Here is an 18003-nt window from a genome sequence, read left to right on the forward strand (position 1 = left end):
GTCCATGCCGGATCTGCCCTTCAAGCTCGCCACGAATTTCGACCCGAAGGGGGACCAGCCCACGGCCATCGCCGCGCTCACCGAGGGCCTCCGGCGCGGCGACAGGCACCAGGTGCTGCTCGGCATCACGGGCTCCGGCAAGACCTTCACGATCGCGCACCTCATCCAGAACGCCCAGCGGCCGGCGCTCATCCTCGCGCCCAACAAGACCCTCGCCGCGCAGCTCTACGGGGAGATGCGCGATCTCTTCCCCGAGAACGCCGTCCGCTATTTCGTGAGCTATTACGACTACTACCAGCCCGAGGCGTACGTCCCCTCCAGCGACACGTTCATCGACAAAGACGCCATCATCAACGACGCCATCGACCGCATGCGCCACGCGGCGACGCACGCGCTCCTCTCGCGGCGCGACGTCATCATCGTCGCGTCGGTGAGCTGCATCTACGGTATCGGAAGCGCGGAGAGCTACCACGGGCTGCTCATCGATCTGCGCGTGGGCGAAGAGCTGCGCCGCGACGTGTTCCTGCGCCAGCTCGTCGACATTCAATACGAGCGCAACGACATCGACTTTCACCGCGGCACCTTCCGCGTGCGCGGCGACATCGTCGAGGTGTTCCCCGCGTACGAGCAAGAGACCGCCATCCGCGTCGAGTTCTTCGGCGACACCATCGAGGCCATCAAGGAGGTCGACCCGCTGAGGGGCCGCGTGAAGGGCTCGGTGCCGCGGTATGCCATCTTCCCGGGCTCTCACTACGTCACGCCGCAAGACCAAATGCGCAAGGCCATCGAAGGCATTCGCGAAGAGCTCCGCGACCGCCTGGCCGTGCTCGATCGCGAGGCCAAGCTCGTGGAGAAGCAGCGGCTCGAGCAGCGCACCCAATACGACCTCGAGATGATGGAGCAGATGGGCTTCTGCAACGGCATCGAGAACTACTCGCGCCACCTCTCGAACAGGAAATCGGGCGAGCCCCCGCCCACGCTGATCGACTATTTTCCCGACGACTTTCTCCTGATCATCGACGAGTCGCACCAGACCGTGCCGCAGGTGGGCGCCATGTACAAAGGCGACCGCGCGCGGAAGGAGACCCTCGTCGAGTACGGGTTTCGCCTGCCGAGCGCGCTCGACAACCGGCCCCTCAAGTTCGACGAGTTCGAGGGCCACGTGAAGCAGGGTATCTACGTGTCGGCCACCCCGGGCGACTACGAGCTCGAGAAGGCCGAGGGCGTGTTCGTCGAGCAGCTCATTCGACCCACGGGGCTGCTCGATCCGGAGATCGAGGTCCGCCCCGTCGCAGGCCAGGTCGACGATCTCCTCGGCGAGATCCGCGCCCGCGTGGAGCGCGGCGAGCGGGTGCTCTGCACCACCCTCACGAAGCGCATGGCCGAAGACCTGACCGACTACTACCGCGAGCTCGGCGTGCGCATTCGCTACCTCCACTCGGACGTAGACACGCTCGAACGCATGGATATTCTTCGCGATTTGCGCCTAGGCGAGTTCGACGTGCTCGTGGGCATCAACCTCCTCCGCGAGGGGCTCGATCTCCCCGAGGTGTCGCTCGTCGCCATCTTCGACGCCGACAAGGAGGGCTTCCTGCGGAGCCCGCGCTCCCTCATCCAGACCAGCGGCCGCGCGGCCCGCAACGCGAACGGCCGCGTCATCATGTACGGCGACACGATCACGCGCTCCATGAAACACGCGATCGACGAGACCCAGCGGCGCCGCGCCATCCAACAGGCCTACAACGAGAAGCACGGCATCACGCCCCAGACGGTCGTGCGCGCCATCATGGACCTGAACCCGGCGGCCGGCACGGTCGACTACCTCGACGTGCCCAAGGTGCGGGGCGGCGGCGCCGGCGGAAAGCGCTCACGCGACGAGGATCCCACCGAGACCCTGCGGGCCCTCCGCGCGAAGATGGTGGCGGCGGCCGAGGCCCTCGACTTCGAGACGGCCGCGCGCGTGCGCGACGAGCTGAAGCGCCTCGAGGCCGAGGTGGGCGCCGAGATCACGGCGGAGGCCGCGGAGGGGTACGCGCCCTACACGCGCGCGGGCAGCAAGAAGCGCAGCGCGCCGGCCGCCACCGGGGGCCAGCGAGGGCCCGGCGGGAGAGCGCCCAGCCGGAAGACGCGCCGCTGAATCAGCTGCGCCGTCGCGCACCGCGGCCAACCAGCGCACGGCGACACGTGGAGGCTCAGCGGCAGATCGAATCGCACACCTCGGCCACGCACCCGTCGAGCGCCGACACGCGGGCGCGGCAGGTCTTGCGGCTCGCGTAGCAGGCCTCCAGGCAGGCGCAGTCGTCGGCCTTGCACGCGTTCACGCACAGCCCGAGCGCCTGGTCGCACTCGGGGTTCGCGAGCTTGAGCTTGAGCTGCTGCGCGCAGCGCCCCACGTACGGCTGCTTGACCGTGCAGTCGCACGCGGGCAGGGGCGCGGTCGCTAGGCACTCGAGGCACGTGACGGTCTTGGCGCGCGTCCACGTGCGCCGCTGCTCGCAGGCCGCGCGGAGATCGTTCGACCCCTCGGTGACGAACGTGGTGTCGTCGCCGCCGCACGCCGCGAGCGACGCGAGGCCGGCGACGCTGAGCCAGGCAATCGAGGCGAGCGGCGCGCGAGCGCGGGCGAGGGGGGCGCGCGCGGCGCGGGTGACGGACGAAGCGGAGGCCATGCCGACGGTTTTGCCCCTCCTCCCACGCGCTGGCAAGCGGTACGACGCTTCCCCGACGGCGGCGAGCCCCGTAGCCTCTCGGCCATGGTCACCCCCAAGGTTGGGTTCGTCGTCATCTACCGCTGGCGCGTGGCGGAGGACAAAGAGGAGTCGTTCGTGGCGGCGTGGCGCCAGCTCACCGAGCTCATCGCGGAGCGCCGCGGGGGCCTCGGGTCGCGGCTGCACCGCGCGTCGGACGGCACCTTCGTCGCGTACGCGCAGTGGGCGAGCGAGGAGGCCTGGCGCGCCGCGGGAGAGCGCAACAAGACCGAGGTGCTCGACGAGGCCGCCGTCGCGGCCATGCGCGGCGCCATCGTCGAGCGCTTCGACGAGATCCGCCTCACCCCCCTCGCCGACCTGCTCGTCCCGGCGGAGGTGGGCTGACGGCGCGGTGACGGGGCACTGCCGGCGGTGCTTCAGGGCACTGCCGGCGGTGCTTCAAGGCACTGCCGGCGGTGCTTCAAGGCACGGCCGGCGGTGCCCGGGGGCCTCCGTGTCACGTGTCGACGAGGAATCGCCACGACCGCGCGAGCGCCTCCCGGCTCGCGCGACGACGTCCTCTGTGGTGGTGCGCCCGAGCGTGAGCCGCACGGAGCCGAGCGCTTCGTCGGCCGGGACGCCCATCGCGAGGATGACGGCCGACGCGGTCTCGTGGCCCTCGTGGCACGCCGAGCCGGTCGACGCCGCGATCTCCGGCGCCCCCGTGAGTACGGCGTCCCCCGAGGCCCGCGGAAAGCGGACGTTCAGCGTATTCGGCAAGCGAAGGTCGCGATGGCCGTTCAGCGCGAGCCCGGGAATGTCTCGCGCGAGGTGCTCCCACAGCGCGTCCCGCAGGATCAACGTTCGCGCGGCCGCCGCCTCGAGGTCTCGCCCCGCCGCCTCGCACGCGACGCCGAGCCCGACGATCGAGGCGACGTTCTCGGTCCCCGGTCGCAGGCCACGCTCGTGGCCCGCTCCGCGCGCGAAGGGGGCGAGCGGCGTGCCGCGCTTCACGTAGAGCGCCCCCACGCCCTTCGGCGCGTAGAGCTTGTGCCCGGCGAGGGAGAGCAGATCGACGTCGAGCTCGCGCACGTTCACCGGCACCTTACCGAGCGACTGCGCCGCGTCGGTGTGAACGACCGCGCCGACGGCCCGCGCCAGCCTGACGAGCTCGGCGACGGGCTGGAGCACGCCGGTCTCGTTGTTCGAGTGCATCACCGTGACGAGCGCCGTGTCACCGTCGAGAATCTCTCGCAACTCGTCGACACGAGCGCGCCCCTCTGCGTCGACTCCAACGCGTGTGAGCCGCCGCCCGTGCTTCTCGAGCCACGCGCAGGGGCGCGCCGTTGCGGGGTGCTCGATGACCGTGGTGACGACGTGTTTGCGGTCCTCGCGCGCCTCGGTCACGCCGCGAATGGCGAGGTTGTTCGCCTCGGTGCCGCCGGACGTGAAGACCACCTCGTCCGCGTCGCATCCGAGGAGCGCGGCGACCTGCTCCCTCGCGTGGGCCACGGCGCTGCGTGCCCGGGCGCCGTACACGTGGCCGCTCGAGGGGTTGCCGTAGTGCTCGCGCAGGTACGGGAGCATCGCGTCGACGACCTCGGCCAGGAGGGGCGTCGTCGCGTTGTGGTCGAGGTAGATCGGATCGTCGTGTGTCATGCTCACACCCACTCCTGCATCCAAGGCTTCGCGCGGTAGCGATCCCATGAGTCGGGCAGGACCGTGACGACGGGACCGTCGAGGTCGCCGCGAGCCGCGAGTCGAAGCGCGGCGACCACGTTGGTGCCCGCCGACCCTCCGACGAGCAGCCCTTCCTCGCGCACGAGCCGCTTCACCATCGCGAAGCTCTCGGCGTCGGAGACCCGCTCGGCGCCGTCGATCACGTCGCGATGGAGGTTCCGCGGAGCCTCGCTCCCGCCTATCCCCTCGACCGCGTACGAGCCATCCGGTCCGATCCGACCGGTCTCGACCCAGTCCGCGAGGCCCGATCCCACCGGATCGGCGAGGATGACGCGAACGTCGGGCCACGCCGCTTTCAGCCGACGGCCAACGCCGCTCAACGTCCCGCCCGTGCCCGCGCCGGCGACGAAGGCTCCCACGCGACCGTTCGTCTGCTCGAGGATCTCGACCGCCGTCGTCTCCGCGTGTGCCCGTACGTTGGCGGGGTTATTGAACTGGTCGGTGAGAAACCAGCCGTGCTCCTCGGCCATCCGCCTCGCGACGGCGCGAAAGTTGTCGGGGCTCGAAGGCGGTGCGTTCGGCGTGACCACGACCTTCGCGCCGAGCGCCGCGAGCGCGACGCGCTTGTCGACCGACATCTTCTCCGGCATCACGCAGACGAGCCCGTAGCCGCGCGCGGCGGCCACGAGCGCGAGGCCGACGCCCGTGTTGCCCGCCGTGGCCTCGATCAGCGTCATGCCTGCGCGAAGAGCTCCGCGGACCTCCGCGTCGTCGACGATCGCGAGCGCGATGCGGTCCTTGATCGACCCTCCCGGGTTCATGTGCTCGCACTTGACCAGCACAGGAACCGGGAGCCCTGCCGCGATGCGTGCGAGCGGCACCAGAGGAGTGCGACCGATGTGTTCTAGGATGCCAGTGCCGATCATCGGGTCCTGTCCGTTCCTGTTCAATTCCCGAGTGCGCCCATCAGAACACCAGCGTCTTGTCGGCCCACTGCTGCCAGGTCGTCAGCTCCTCGAGCGAGCTTCGCTTCGTGCCCTCGGTGAGCTCGGCCTCGGCGATGCCGCGGGCGTCCATGCACGTCCCGCAAATGCCAATCTCGGCGCCGTGGGCCTTTCAGCATCACCTCGAGGTTGTAATATCCCTGGGGCACCTCCTGGTGCGCTTTCGCACACGAGGCGGCGTCGCCCATGAGAAAAAGCTTCACCTCCTCGCCTTCGCGCTTCGAGAGGGCGCCCGCGAGACGGAGCGCGTTGAAGCTGCGCTCGGTGCCATAGGGGGGATCGTTCAGGATGAAGAGCGTCTTGGTCATGATCGTGTTCCTTTGGCGGCGAACAGGAGCCAGGCTTGGGTCCCGCCGCAGAGGGACCGGGCCGACGAAAAACCGAGGGCGCGGAGCTGTTCGGCGGCGCGCTCGGAGCGACCCCCGCCCTTGCCGCACACAGCGACGACGGGCACGCCCCGAGGCAGCTCCGAGGCCCGCTCCCCGAGCGTGTCGAGCGGGACGTTGCGAGCCCCCTCGACGTGCCCTTGCTCGAACTCCTCGGGCGAGCGCACGTCGACGACGATCGCGGCGGACAGGTGACGGAGCTCGCCGGGCTCCACACACGTGGTCGCGGCTCGCTGGAGGGGACTCGGCGGCGCGCTCGTCGCGCTCGTCGCGCTCGTCTTGTTCGTCTCGGACATGCGCACGGCGACGACGAGCCCCGAGGCGAACGTGAGCGCCGCGACGATCCACATCGCCGAAGGCAGCCCGAGCGCGTCGGCGATCGCCCCGGCGAGGAGCGCGCCGATCGCGTAGCCGAGATCGCGCCAGAGCCGGTACACGCCCACCGAGGAGGCGCGCCACGAGGGGTGCGCCACGTCGCCGATCGCGGCGAGCAGCGTCGGGTAGACCATCGCGGTGCCCACGCCGAGCAGCGCGGCCCCCGTCGCGAAGCCCGCGAAGCGGGTCGCGAGGACGACGAACGCGATGCCGACCGACTGGACCCACATCCCCGAGGCGATAAGCCACTTGCGCCCCACGCGATCCGAGAGTGCGCCGGTGAAGAGCTGCGTGACTCCCCAGGTGGCGGGGTAGATCGCGGCGAGCGTGCCGATCTGCCCGAGGGTCATGCCAGCCGCGGCGAAGAACAGGGGAAAGAGGCCCCACGCCATGCCGTCGTTCAGATTGTTGACGAGCCCGGCCTGGCTCACGCTGGAGAGGTTCTTGTCGAAGAGCGTGGTGCGCCAGAACACCTCGCGCTGGGTCGGCACGGCCTCCGGCGCGAGCTCGCCGTGGAGCTTCACCTCGGCGGTGACGTGGTGTTTGGTCTCGCGCACGACCAGCGCCGAGAGCAAGAGGCCGATCGCGACGAACCCGACGCCGAGGTAAAACGGCTCCGGACGAAGCCCGTAGTGTGCGGCGATGAAGCCTGTGGCGAGCGCGCTGCCCGCGACCGCGAAATACCCAGCGAACTCGTTCACCCCCATCGCGAAGCCGCGCTTCGCCGGGCCCGCGAGATCGATCTTCATGATGACCGTGGTCGACCACGTGAGCCCCTGGCTGACGCCGAGGAGGGCGTTGGCGAACAGCACCCACGACCAGCTCGGAGCCCACATGAGGAGAAAGGGCACGGGGACGGCGACGAGCCAGCCCCCGACGAGCACGTGTTTGCGGCCGAACCTGTCGGAGAGGCGCCCGGCGAGGTAATTGGTCAGCGCCTTGGTGACGCCGAACACGACGATGAACGACAGCACCGCCGAGCGCGCGGCGAGGTGAAACTCCTGCTCGGCGATCGCCGGCAGGATGCTGCGCTCCATGCCGACCATCGCGCCGACGAAGGCGTTGACGACGACGAGCAGCGAGAACTGCCCTAGGTTCTCGCGGAGGCCGAGTCGGACCGGGCTCGTCGCGCTCATGAGCGAGCTCTCCTTCCAGCGCCGCCTTCACGGTGCGCCTCGGTCCGAAAGCCGCGGGCGCGCCAGTCGACGACGCCTTGCTCCATGCGGTGGGCCTTGAAGCCCTTCTTTCGGAGGAGCTCGACGGCCTCGACCGCCATCACGCAATACGGCCCGCGGCAGTAGGCGACGACCTCGCGGCCCTTCGGAAGCTCCCTCACGCGGTCCGCGAGCTCGGCGACCGGAATCGAGAGCGCGCCCGGGATGTGACCCGCGCGGTACTCCTCCGGTGGTCGCACGTCGAGGACGGTGACCTCGCCGCTCCGCACGCGTCGAAGCAGCTCCTCGCCCTCGACGGCCTCCATGGCGCCGCGCGCGTCGAAGTAGTCGCGCGTGACCTGCTCGACCTCGGCGAGCCGGGACTCGGCGAGGCTGCGCAGAGAGAAGAAGAAGGTGCAGACCTCGTCGTCGGCCAGCCGGTACTCCACGTAGAGGCCTTTCTTCTCTGCGTCGACGAGGCGGGCGGCGCGCAGGACCTGCAGGTGCTGCGAGGCGTTCGCGACCGAGATGCCCGCGTGGCTGGCGAGCGCCTCGACCGTACGCGGACCCTGGCAGAGGAGGTCGAGCAGCTCGATGCGCTTCGGCGCCGAGACGGCCTTCCCGAGGCGCGCGAACTGCTCGTAGATGGCGTCCTTGAAGCGCCGAGAGGGCGTGGTCATAGTTCAATCATTAGCGCAACTGCTTGAATAGTCAAGGGGCCGACCGTCACGGCGGCCCTCGCGGCCCTCCACACCACGTTCGCCCCGGCGCCGCTTCGTCCCCTCCGGGCACTTGCAGGGAGGATCGAGGCCTGCCGACTCGCGGACCGTCCGTGGACACGCCTCCGCCGTCCGTGACGCCCGCCCGCGGGGAATTCCTGCGTAGAACCGCGAGGAGCCCGTCGGCATCGCGCTTGCTCTGCAGCGGTCATGGTCTCCGTGCTGCTCCGCTTCGACCGTGGGACCCTCTGCATCGAGGGGTACCCCGACGCCGCGACGCTGCCCGGAGTCCTGTGGGACCCGCGGGCCTGCGCGTTCCGCGCGCCTGCGCACGCGGCCCCTTCCATCGTGGCCGAGCTCCGCGACCGCGGCCTCGAGGTCGACCGCCTCCCCTGGCCGGCGAGCCGGCTCGACGAGCCTGACGAGCCTGGCGAGCCTGGCGAGCCTGGCGAGCGCGTGTGGCTCCCCCCCACGCTCCGGCCTTACCAGCAGAGCGCGCTCGACGCGTGGCTCGCGTTCGACCGTCGCGGCGTCGTGGTGGTCCCGACAGGCGGGGGCAAGACGCGAATCGCCCTCGCCGCGATGGCCCTCACGAGGGCGCCCACCGCGGTCCTCTGCCCCACGCGGGCGCTGCTCGAGCAGTGGAGAGGGGAGATCGCGAAGGTCTATCGGGCGCCCGTCGGCGTCGTCGGGGACGGAGAGCGGCGCGTCGAGGCGCTGACCGTGATGACGTTCGAGAGCGCGTATCGACAAATGGACGCGCTCGGCGACCGGTTCGCGCTGCTCGTCGTCGACGAGGCGCACCACTTCGCGTCCGGCGCGCGGAGCGAGGCGCTGGAGACCACGACGGCTCCGTTCCGGCTCGGGCTGACCGCCACGGCCCCCGCGCCGCCTCGCCGGGACGGCGAGCGCGGGCACCTCGATGCGCTCGTGGGGCGGGTGGTCAGCGAGGTGAGCCTCGAGTCGCTCCTCGGCACGCACCTCGCCGATCTCGACATGGTGCGGGTGTCGGTCGCGCTCACGCGCAGGGAACGTGAAGAGTACCTCCGTCTCAGCGAGCCCCTCCTCGCCCTCGCGCGCGTCTTCCGCCGCACGAACCCCCACGGTGACTGGGCGGCGCTCGTCGCCGCGCTGTCGGAGAGCGACGCGGGGCGCGCGGCGCTCCGCGCGTTTCGGCGCGCCACGGATCTCTGCTCGCTCCCAGAGGCGAAGCTCACGACGACCCTCCGCCTCATCGAGCGTCACGCCCACCAGGGCGACAAGGTCCTCATCTTCACGCAGAGCGTGGACGACGCCTACCGGATAGGCCACGAGGCGCTCGCGCCCGTGCTCAGCGCGGAGACCTCCCGCGAGGAGCGCGACCACCTCCTCGCGGGCTTTCGCGCCGGCGCGCTCCGTGTGCTCGTGTCCGCGCGCGTCCTGAACGAGGGGCTCGACGTGCCAGACGCCCGCGTGGCGATCCTCGCGGGAGGCTCGCTCGGGACGCGAGAGCTCGTGCAGCGCGTGGGGCGCGTCCTCCGCGCGGCGCCCGGGAAGCGGGCCCTCGTGTACGAGCTCACCACCGCCGACACGATCGAAGAGCGCCGCGCGGCGCGGAGGAGAGCGCACCTTGTTGCCACATTCCCTGCTCTCGGTTGAGCCGTACGCCGCACGCGCCGCCTTCGCCGAGCCACGCGCTGGGCGGGGGCAGACGGCACAGACGGGGCAGGCGGCCACACCGCTCGTCGCGCCGCGCTACCTCGGCTCGCGCGACGAGGTGTGGGTCGCGCGCGCGCTCCAGGAGCTCTCCGATCTCGAGGGGCGCCGGGACGCCGAGATCGACCACGCCTGGGGCGAGACCATCGAGCCCACGCTGCGCCAAATGGGGGCGCGGAGGCGCGCCGCGATGGGCATCAAGGCCCTGCTCGATCGCCTCCAGACGAGCGCCGTCTCGGCGGCCGCGGATCCGCGGCGCATTCGCGAGGTCGTCTTCGCGCTCTCCTCGCAGGCCAGCCGACGCCCCCGAGCCGCCGTGCTCGAGGCGGCCGCCAACGTGCTCTTGCTCACCCCACGTGAGGTCGAAGACGGCTTGTTCGCCGACCGCGAGGGTGCGCGAAAGCGAGCGGGGATCCCGACGGGGCTCTCGGCCGCGTCGCTCGTGGAGAAGTACAACCTGGCGCTGGTCCAAGGGCTCCTCCTCCGGGCAGAGTGGGTCGGCGTCGACCTCCGCGAGTCGATCCGCGCGGTGGTCCGCTACGCCAAGCTGCGGGGCCTCCTGGCAGACTTCTCTCCAGGGCCGGACCCGGAGACGCTCCGCATGGGCATCTCCGGGCCACTCTCGCTCTTCCGGAAGACACTCAAATACGGGCGCGCGCTGGCCACGTTCTTCCCCACGCTGACGGCGACGCACTCCTTCTCGCTGGGGGCCAACTGCCGGTTACGAGAGCGGGCGAGCTCGCCTGAGGGGACCGTGCGCGTGGTCGTGGACCACCACGCGCCGCTGCCGAGGACCCACGCCCTCTCCCCCGAGTCCGACAGCGCGGTGGAGCGGGCCCTCATCCGCGACCTACGCCGGAGCGGATCGGGGTGGACCATCCACCGGGAGACACGGGCGCTCCGGGCCGGGCGTCACCTGGTGTTCCCCGACTTCGCGCTTCGTCGCGGCGCCGACGAGGTGCTCGTGGAGGTCGTCGGCTATTACACGCGCGAGTACCTCACGAGAAAGCGCGCGTCGCTCCAGCAGGCCTCCGTCAGGAACCTGGTGGTCTGCGTGGACACCGAGCTCGACTGCGGCGAGGGCGCCTTTGGCGAGCAGGCGTTCGTGCCGTTTCGGAAGCGCGTGGATGTGCGGGCGCTGCTCGCGGCGGCAGAGGGGGTAGCGCGGAAGAGCGACGGCGCGCGGGTCCCGTGACGCGGGGGCGTCGCGGGGCCCTCAGCTAAATCAGCGGTCGTGATCTTCGATCAAACCCGCTGATTTAGCCTGACTTGTCATCGGAGGACTCCGTCCTCCGCCCCACGGGCGGAGCCCGCTGGGGCCCCACCTCCTGGTTTTGGGTCCCGGCCCAAAACGGCCGCGTTGCCCGTGTCAGAATCACGCTCGGCGATTTAGCGCGACCACCACGCCGCGAGCTCGAGCTCCACGGCGTCGAACGGGGCCACGCGCACCCGGTCGTCGTCCTCGTGGGTCGCGATGAGCAGGTAGCGGTCACCTTCGATGCGAAACGCCTCGAGCGTCTTCGCCGCCGGGTCCACGAGCCAGAGATACGAGACGTGCTCACGCGCGTAGACGCGCCGCTTCGGACCGCGGTCGAGCTTGCTTGTGCTCGGGGAGAGCACCTCGCAGGCCCAGTCGGGTGGCATCGTGAAGTGGGGGGCTTCGGGCATCTCGGGCATGCGCTCGCGGCGCCATCCCGCGAGATCTGGCACCACGATGTCGCTGCCGAGGTGGAGCTCGGGCTCGTCGAAGATGAGCCACCCGCCGGGCCCACCGCGGCCGCGATCGAACGGCCCGCCGATGTCGATCCCCATGAGCGAGGCGGCCCGCGCGTGAGGGCTGCCCGGCCGGGGATGAACGTGGAGCACGCCCTCGACGATCTGCGCGAGCTTGCGGTCGGGCACGGCGAGCAGGTCGTCGTACGTCGCGTGGCGCTGCGCCTGGGACATGGCTCAGCCTAACACGCGCGCGGCCTCGTAGAACGCGTCAGCCAACAGTCAGTCAAACACCGCGTCGAGCGAGCCCTCGGTGACGCCGCGTCGGAGCCACGTGTCGAGCACCGCGGCGTCGCGACAGGCGAGCACGCGGGCCCGAAGAGCTTCGGGCACGGCCCAGCCGCGGGCCGCGAGGACGCCGAGCACCGCGCTGGCGCGGCCTTCTTCGCGGCCTTCTTCGCGGCCCTCTTCGCGGCCTTCTTCGCGGCCTTCTTCGCGGACCGCGTCGAGGCTTCCATACCCCGCCCGCTGGAGCAGGTTGCGAAGCGTGCCCTCGTGCGCGGCCTTGCGGTCCCACAGCGCCTCGGCTCGGACAGGGTTCTGGAGCACGCCGGGCGCGAACAGCTCGTCGCCGGTGCTCTTCACGATCGGGTCTTTGCCCGGTTCGTAGATCTCCACGCGGCGCGGGCCCACGAGGCGGACGACCCACACCCAGCGGGTCCCCGCCTCCAGCAAGTCCGCGATCTTGGACTGCAACGAGGCCTCGTCTTGCCCGGTGCCTGCGTACTCCAGCGCGAGCGGGGGCGCGCCCTTGATCCAGCCCGGCTGATCGGGGACCCCCACGGACACGTCGGGGGCGCGCAGCGTGTCGTCCGAAGGGGCGAAGCCCGCGTCCACGCCGGCCGACTCGACCGCCGGGTCCGAGTCCAAGAGCTCGAACGCGTAGCCCGTCCCACGCGCCCCTGCGCCGCCTGTGGGCGCGCAATAGATGGCGTTCCCACGAGAGAGCTCGTGACGATCGCCGGGCGCGATATCGTGCGTGCGAAAGGGGCCTCGCTCGGGCTTGGGGCTGTGGGCCATCACCTCAAAGGATAGCGACGGGGGCACGCCACGTCGAGCGCCGCTCCGTCCCGGTCTTGACGGCCCCACACGCCTCGCCTAGCGACGCTTGGTGCTCAACGTCGCGCTCAACGCCGCCGCCGCCGCTTCGTCCTCCCTCGCGAAGCTCTCCCCCGTCGACGTGTCCCGCGGGGAGGCGATCTTCGGGAGCGGCGGCGTGATGCTCAAGACGGCGAAGGGGCAGGCGAAGGGGCAGGGAGCGAGCGACGAGGTCGACGCGAGGGTCGCCGATGGCAAGCGGACCTTCACCGTCAGCGTCGCGCTCGCGGACGACGAGTGCTTCGGTGCGTGCAGCTGCCGCGATGGCTCCGACTGCGCACACGTCGCGGCGGTGCTCGCGTTCATGCGCGATCGCGCCGTGCCGGCCGACGCGACCGGCGCGGGCTCCGCGCCACGCAGGTCCCGTGAGGCGGAGTCTGCGGCGCCGGCCACGGGCGCTGTCCCGCCCGCGGAGGCTCCATCCGCCCCAAAGTCCGCGCCTGATGCGCTCGCGCCGCAGAGCGAGCGTGATGCGCCGCCCGAGACCGTGGCGCGGGACGAAGGCAGGGTCGCTTCGCAGAGCGAGACGCCCGAGCCGCTCGGCGCCGCGCACGAGGCGTGGATCGCGCGCCTCTCGGGCGCGCCGCGAGGGGGCGAGCGCGACGAGAGCGTGCTCCTCCCGCACTATGTGCTCCGTCGCAACGTCCGCGGAGACTACCAAGTCTCCTTCGAGGCCCTCAGCTTTATTGCGCACTTCAGCCGACGTTCGCGTCAGGACACGCGGGTGGAGATCCCCTTCGACGAGCTCTTCCGACAGGAGCTCGTCCGGGCAGATCTCCGCGTCCTGGAAGCGCTCGAACGGCGCCAGGGCTACGGCGCGTCGGTCATTCCGCTCGACCCGGCCGAGGACGCCGCCGTGTTCGCCGCCCTCCTGCGCACCGGGCGCGCGTACCTCGAGGTCCCGGGGGGCCAGCGCACGCTCCTGCGTCGCGGCCGAGAGAGGCTCGGCGCGCTCACCTACGCGATCGACCCCGTCGCCGGCGCGCAGCTCCCTGTGGTCCAGGTCGGCGTCCGGGTCGGCGTCCGGGTCGACGCGGGCGGCGGCGACGGTCCCGCCGGCGCAAACCAAGAAGCGCTGGCGCTGGGTCAGCCACCGACTCAGTATTTCGATCCTCGGACGGCGGAGGTCGGAGAGCTCGTGTTCGACGTCTCGGACGACGTCGTCGAGGCGTGGAGCGCGGGATACGTGATTGGTCCCGGGCAGACGAAGGCGGTCCGCGAGGCGCTCGCGGCGCGAGGGCTCGCCGGGCCCAAGGACGTGGTCCGCGCGACGGTGCCGGTCGCGGTGAAGGCTCGCCTCGAGTCGCCCGCGGCCGAGCGCCGCGGGGGGACCGGCGACGCCCGGCTCCACGCGGTCGTGGAGGCGTCGCCCGGGGTGTGGGCGCGACTCGAGAGCATCGCGCCGAAGGTCGTCGAAGACGAGACCACGATCACCCTCGTGGGGCCTGATCCCGCGCCGATCCATGCGCTCACGGCCGCGCTCACCGCGGGGGGCTTCAAGCCGCTCGGTGCGCGCTCGGGCGCCTCGCACCTCGTGCTCGGCGACGGCTCGATCTATGAAGTCGAGCACGCCGCGCGAGCTGCCCTGAGGGGGACTTCGTTCGAGGTCGAGACCACGCCCGACTACGCGTTCGGGAGCACGGCGATCGGGGACGCTGAGCTCGGGCTCCGCGACGACGGCGACGCCTACGCGGCGGGGCTCACCGTGGATCTCGACGGGCAGAAGGTGGATATTCTCCCGGCCCTGCTCGACAGTCTTCGCGGGCAGACGCTGCCCAAGTACGGAGTCGCGGTCGAGCATGCGGGGAAGACGTTCTTCCTGCCGGTGGAGCGCGTGGAGTCCATTCGTTCGCTGTTGCTCGAGCTCGCGGAGCGCCGGGGAGGCCCGCGTGTTCCTCGTCTGCGCGCCCTGGGCCTCCCGCCGGGCATCCTCCCGCGCGCACCGGAGAGCCTCGAGACCTTGCGCCGCGAGCTCCGCTCACCACGCGAGGTCGAGGTGCCCGCCGCGCTCGTCGCCACGCTGCGCGCCTACCAGATCGACGGGTTCCGGTGGCTAGACGCCCGCCGTCGGCTCGGGCTGGGGGCGGTGCTCGCCGACGACATGGGCCTCGGCAAGACCATCCAGACGATCGCGCTGTTCCTCTCCGAACGAGAAGCCGAGCACGGAGGAACCGTGAAGGTGGCGCCGAGCTTGGTCGTGTGCCCGAAGAGCGTGGCGCCGAACTGGTTCGACGAGCTCCGCCGGTTCGCGCCTTCGCTGCGCGTGCTCGAGCACCACGGCAAAGATCGCGCGTCGGACGACGACGCGTTCGCCGAGGCCGACGTGATCGTGACCACCTATCCTATCCTCGTCCGCGACGGCGCGCTCTTCGCCAAGCGGTCGTTCTCGACGATCGTGCTCGACGAGGCGCAGTCGATCAAGAACCCCGCCTCGGCCGTGGCGCTCGCGGCGTTCGGGCTCAACGGCGCGTTCCGGCTCGCGCTCACGGGCACGCCGCTCGAGAACCACCTCGGCGAGCTATGGAGTCTCTTCCGGTACGTGCTGCCGGAGCTCCTCCCCGACGCGAAGGCCTTCGGAAAGATTTACCGCCGTCCGGTCGAGCACCGCGGCGACGCCGAGGCGCGCGCAGCGCTCCGAGGGCGCCTCTTTCCGTTCTTGCTCCGGCGCACGAAGGAGCTCGTCGCGAGAGATCTCCCTCCGAAGACGCTCGTCGTCACCCGGGTTGAGCTCGAGCCTGCGCAGCGTGACGTGTACGAGACGATCCGCGCGTCGATGAGCGCGCGGGTGGCGGAGGCGCTCGCGACTCGTGGCCTCCAGGAGGCGCAGATCATCATCCTGGACGCGCTCTTGAAGCTCCGGCAGGCGGTGTGTGATCCGCAGCTCCTCAAGCTCGCGGCGGCGAAGAAGGCGGGCTCGGCGAAGCTGACTCACCTCGTCGCGATGGTGACCGAGCTCGTCGCCGAGGGGCGGCGTGTGCTCGTGTTCTCGCAGTTCGTCACGATGCTCGAGCGCATCGAAGCGGAGCTCGGCGCGGCGAAGATCCCGTACACGATGCTCACGGGCCAGACCGAGAACCGAAGGAGCGTGGTGGCGGAGTTCGCGACGGGAGAGGTGCCCGTGTTCCTCCTCAGCCTCAAGGCGGGCGGCACAGGCCTGAACCTCACCGCAGCCGACGTGGTGATTCACTACGATCCGTGGTGGAACCCCGCGGCCGAGAACCAAGCCACGGATCGTGCGCATCGCATTGGGCAGACGCAGCCGGTGTTCGTCTACAAGCTGATTGGCAAGGAGACCATCGAGGAGAAGATCTTGGCGCTGCAAGAGCGCAAGCAAGCCCTCTTCGCGTCGATCTTGGACGACGGCTCCGAGGTGGCGAAGAGGCTCACCGAGGACGACGTGCGCTTCTTGTTCTCGTAGAGGACCCCAGGCACAGCCGGCGGTGCTCCGAGGCACAGCCGGCGGTGCTGCTCCGTCCCGCCATTGCACCCTCTCGCCGCGTCCCCTAGCCTGGCGCCCCCGCGCACCCAGGACGCCGCCCTCTCATGATCAAGCTCGAAGACCTCGAAGTCGAATCGTACGTCGCGGGCCTCGAGCCCTCGGGGCCCGTGTTGGTGATCTACGTGAAGCACACGGGGGAGGGCGCGTGCACCGTCAAGTACGACCTGCCCGACGGCAGCACCCGCGGAAAGACCCTCTTCCGGGACGACGAGCCCAAGCTCTCGCTCGTGAGCGCGACGCGCACGTGGACCTTCGGCGCGAAGCCCGAGGCGTGGAAGCTCGCCGCGGAGGCGATGCGCATCCAGCTCGCGCACCTCTTCGATCCGATGATGGCGGTGCACACCTCCGACGTGGAGCCGCTACCGCACCAGGTGTCGGCCGTGTACGAGGCGCTCTTGCCGCGCCAGCCGCTTCGCTTCGTGCTCGCCGACGATCCCGGCGCCGGCAAGACCATCATGGCGGGCCTCTTCATCCGCGAACTGGAGCTCCGGGGCGATCTGGAGCGCTGCCTCATCATTTGCCCCGGTAGCCTGATCGAGCAGTGGCAGACCGAGCTGTCGACCAAGTTCGGCCTCCGCTTCGACATCCTGTCGCACGCGCTCGTCGAGTCCACGGCGAACGGCAACCCGTTCCTCGAACATCCGAGGCTGATCGCCAAGCTCGACCAGCTCTCGCGCAACGACGACTGGCTCGCGAAGCTCGACGCCGACGGCGCGCGCTGGGATCTCGTCATCGTCGACGAGGCTCACAAGATGTCGGCGAGCTACAAGCTCGGCAACGACCTCGGCACCACCAAGCGGTACGACCTCGGCAAGAAGATCGGGAGCCCCGAGCTTACCCGCAATTTTCTCCTCATGACGGCGACGCCGCACAACGGGAAAGAAGAAGACTTCCAGGCGTGGCTCTGCCTAGTGGACCCCGATCGCTTCTACGGCAAGGCGAAGGCGAGCGTGGGGCCGGCCGACCTGAAGGACCTCATGCGCCGCATGGTGAAGGAGGAGCTCCTCAAGTTCGACGGCACCAAGCTCTTCCCCCCTCGCATCGCGACCACGCTCAAGTTCAAGCTGTCGCCGGCCGAGAAGGACCTCTACGAGGCCGTTACGACATACGTGCGGGAGCAAATGGGGCGCGCCGAGAAGCTCCAGGGAAAGAAGCGTGGCATGGTGGGCTTCGCGCTCACCATCCTGCAGCGCCGGCTCGCCTCCTCTCCCCACGCCATCTACCGGTCGCTCGAGCGGCGACGAAAGCGGCTCGAAGCGCGGCTCGAGGAGCTGAAGTCGCCGGCGCGGACCGAGCGCGCCGAGCGCGATCTCGACGAGCGCGACTACGACGAAGATGACCTCACCGCGGAGGAGCGGGAGAGCATCGAGTCGGAGTTGGTCGCAACCGCCACGTCCGCGGTGAGCGTGCCCGAGCTGATGGCCGAGATCGTCGTCCTGCGCGGGCTCGAGCGCGACGCCGCGCGGGTCATCGAGGCGAAGGTCGACAAGAAGTGGGACGAGCTGTCCACCCTGCTTCAATCGAAGGACGCCGAGATGTTCCTGCCAGGCGGACGCCGGCGGAAGATGATCGTCTTCACCGAGCACCGCGACACGCTCGACTACCTGATGCGAGAGATCGCGGGGGTCCTCGGCGATCCGGAGGCCGTCGTGGAGATCCACGGCGGCACGCGCCGCGCCGAACGCCTCGAAGCGCAGGACAAGTTTCGACAAGACCCCAAGGTGCTCGTGCTCGTGGCGACCGACGCCGCAGGCGAAGGCGTGAACCTCCAGGTCGCCAACCTGCTCGTGAACTACGACCTGCCGTGGAACCCGAACCGCCTCGAGCAGCGGTTCGGCCGGGTTCACCGCATTGGCCAGCGCGACACGTGCCACATGTGGAACCTGGTGGCCTTCGAGACCCGGGAGGGCGCCGTCTTCGAGCGCCTTTTCGC

At 70.4% G+C, this 18003-nt stretch carries 12 protein-coding genes and 2 pseudogenes; 6 read left to right on the forward strand and 8 right to left on the reverse strand.

Annotated elements, in window-relative coordinates; all coding sequences use genetic code 11:
* The first annotated feature begins 4 nt into the window (after nt 1-4).
* The gene (gene uvrB, locus IPQ09_30690) at nt 5-2137 is read left to right on the forward strand and encodes an excinuclease ABC subunit UvrB (GenBank protein ID MBL0198511.1); all 2133 of its coding nucleotides are present in this window, start codon (nt 5-7) and stop codon (nt 2135-2137) included.
* Nucleotides 2138-2192: 55 nt separating this feature from the next.
* On the opposite strand, the gene IPQ09_30695 is transcribed toward uvrB, so the two are convergent.
* Nucleotides 2193-2669 carry a hypothetical protein gene (locus IPQ09_30695; GenBank protein ID MBL0198512.1) on the reverse strand — a complete coding sequence of 159 codons (477 nt, stop codon included), beginning with the start codon at nt 2667-2669 and terminating at the stop codon, nt 2193-2195.
* 84 nt (nt 2670-2753) lie between these two features.
* Between IPQ09_30695 and IPQ09_30700 the strand changes: the two genes are divergently transcribed.
* On the forward strand, nt 2754-3092 hold the full coding sequence (locus IPQ09_30700; GenBank protein MBL0198513.1) for an antibiotic biosynthesis monooxygenase: 339 nt from the start codon (nt 2754-2756) through the stop codon (nt 3090-3092).
* A gap of 112 nt (nt 3093-3204) precedes the next feature.
* Here the strand turns inward: IPQ09_30700 and IPQ09_30705 are convergent.
* The 5 genes and pseudogenes from IPQ09_30705 to IPQ09_30725 all read right to left on the reverse strand — a co-directional run bounded on the left by IPQ09_30705 (nt 3205) and on the right by IPQ09_30725 (nt 7966).
* Nucleotides 3205-4346 (reverse strand): annotated as a pseudogene (locus tag IPQ09_30705) (aminotransferase class V-fold PLP-dependent enzyme).
* Between the two features lie 2 nt (nt 4347-4348).
* Nucleotides 4349-5293 (reverse strand): cysteine synthase family protein, encoded by a 945-nt coding sequence (locus tag IPQ09_30710; GenBank protein MBL0198514.1) that lies wholly within the window; start codon nt 5291-5293, stop codon nt 4349-4351.
* A 40-nt stretch (nt 5294-5333) separates the two neighbouring features.
* Nucleotides 5334-5679, reverse strand: a pseudogene (locus tag IPQ09_30715) (DsrE family protein).
* Nucleotides 5676-7268 (reverse strand): MFS transporter, encoded by a 1593-nt coding sequence (locus IPQ09_30720; GenBank protein MBL0198515.1) that lies wholly within the window; start codon nt 7266-7268, stop codon nt 5676-5678. Before IPQ09_30720 ends, IPQ09_30715 begins: the two are co-directional and overlap by 4 nt.
* Complete coding sequence (locus tag IPQ09_30725; GenBank protein ID MBL0198516.1) at nt 7265-7966, reverse strand: metalloregulator ArsR/SmtB family transcription factor; 702 nt, start codon at nt 7964-7966, stop codon at nt 7265-7267. The genes IPQ09_30720 and IPQ09_30725 overlap by 4 nt, the downstream gene beginning before the upstream one ends.
* Nucleotides 7967-8215: 249 nt before the next feature.
* On the opposite strand from IPQ09_30725, the gene IPQ09_30730 reads away from it, so the two are divergent.
* Together IPQ09_30730 and IPQ09_30735 are read left to right on the forward strand one after the other, a co-directional pair.
* Complete coding sequence (locus IPQ09_30730) at nt 8216-9643, forward strand: DEAD/DEAH box helicase family protein (GenBank protein MBL0198517.1); 1428 nt, start codon at nt 8216-8218, stop codon at nt 9641-9643.
* Complete coding sequence (locus IPQ09_30735; GenBank protein MBL0198518.1) at nt 9615-10895, forward strand: DUF790 family protein; 1281 nt, start codon at nt 9615-9617, stop codon at nt 10893-10895. The genes IPQ09_30730 and IPQ09_30735 overlap by 29 nt, the downstream gene beginning before the upstream one ends.
* A gap of 194 nt (nt 10896-11089) precedes the next feature.
* Here the strand turns inward: IPQ09_30735 and IPQ09_30740 are convergent, their stop codons facing one another.
* Nucleotides 11090-11647, reverse strand: a complete 558-nt coding sequence (locus IPQ09_30740) for a Uma2 family endonuclease (protein ID MBL0198519.1) — start codon at nt 11645-11647, stop codon at nt 11090-11092.
* A gap of 48 nt (nt 11648-11695) precedes the next feature.
* Nucleotides 11696-12493 (reverse strand): Uma2 family endonuclease, encoded by a 798-nt coding sequence (locus IPQ09_30745; GenBank protein ID MBL0198520.1) that lies wholly within the window; start codon nt 12491-12493, stop codon nt 11696-11698.
* Between the two features lie 88 nt (nt 12494-12581).
* On the opposite strand from IPQ09_30745, the gene IPQ09_30750 reads away from it, so the two are divergent.
* Both IPQ09_30750 and IPQ09_30755 read left to right on the forward strand, forming a co-directional pair.
* Nucleotides 12582-15989 (forward strand): SWIM zinc finger family protein, encoded by a 3408-nt coding sequence (locus IPQ09_30750; protein ID MBL0198521.1) that lies wholly within the window; start codon nt 12582-12584, stop codon nt 15987-15989.
* A gap of 125 nt (nt 15990-16114) precedes the next feature.
* Nucleotides 16115-18003, forward strand: a 1889-nt coding sequence (locus tag IPQ09_30755) for a DEAD/DEAH box helicase family protein (GenBank protein MBL0198522.1), incomplete at its 3' end; no start/stop codon positions are given.

The sequence above is a fragment of the Myxococcales bacterium genome, assembly GCA_016720545.1.
Taxonomy (GTDB): Bacteria; Myxococcota_A; Polyangia; order Polyangiales; family Polyangiaceae; genus JAAFHV01.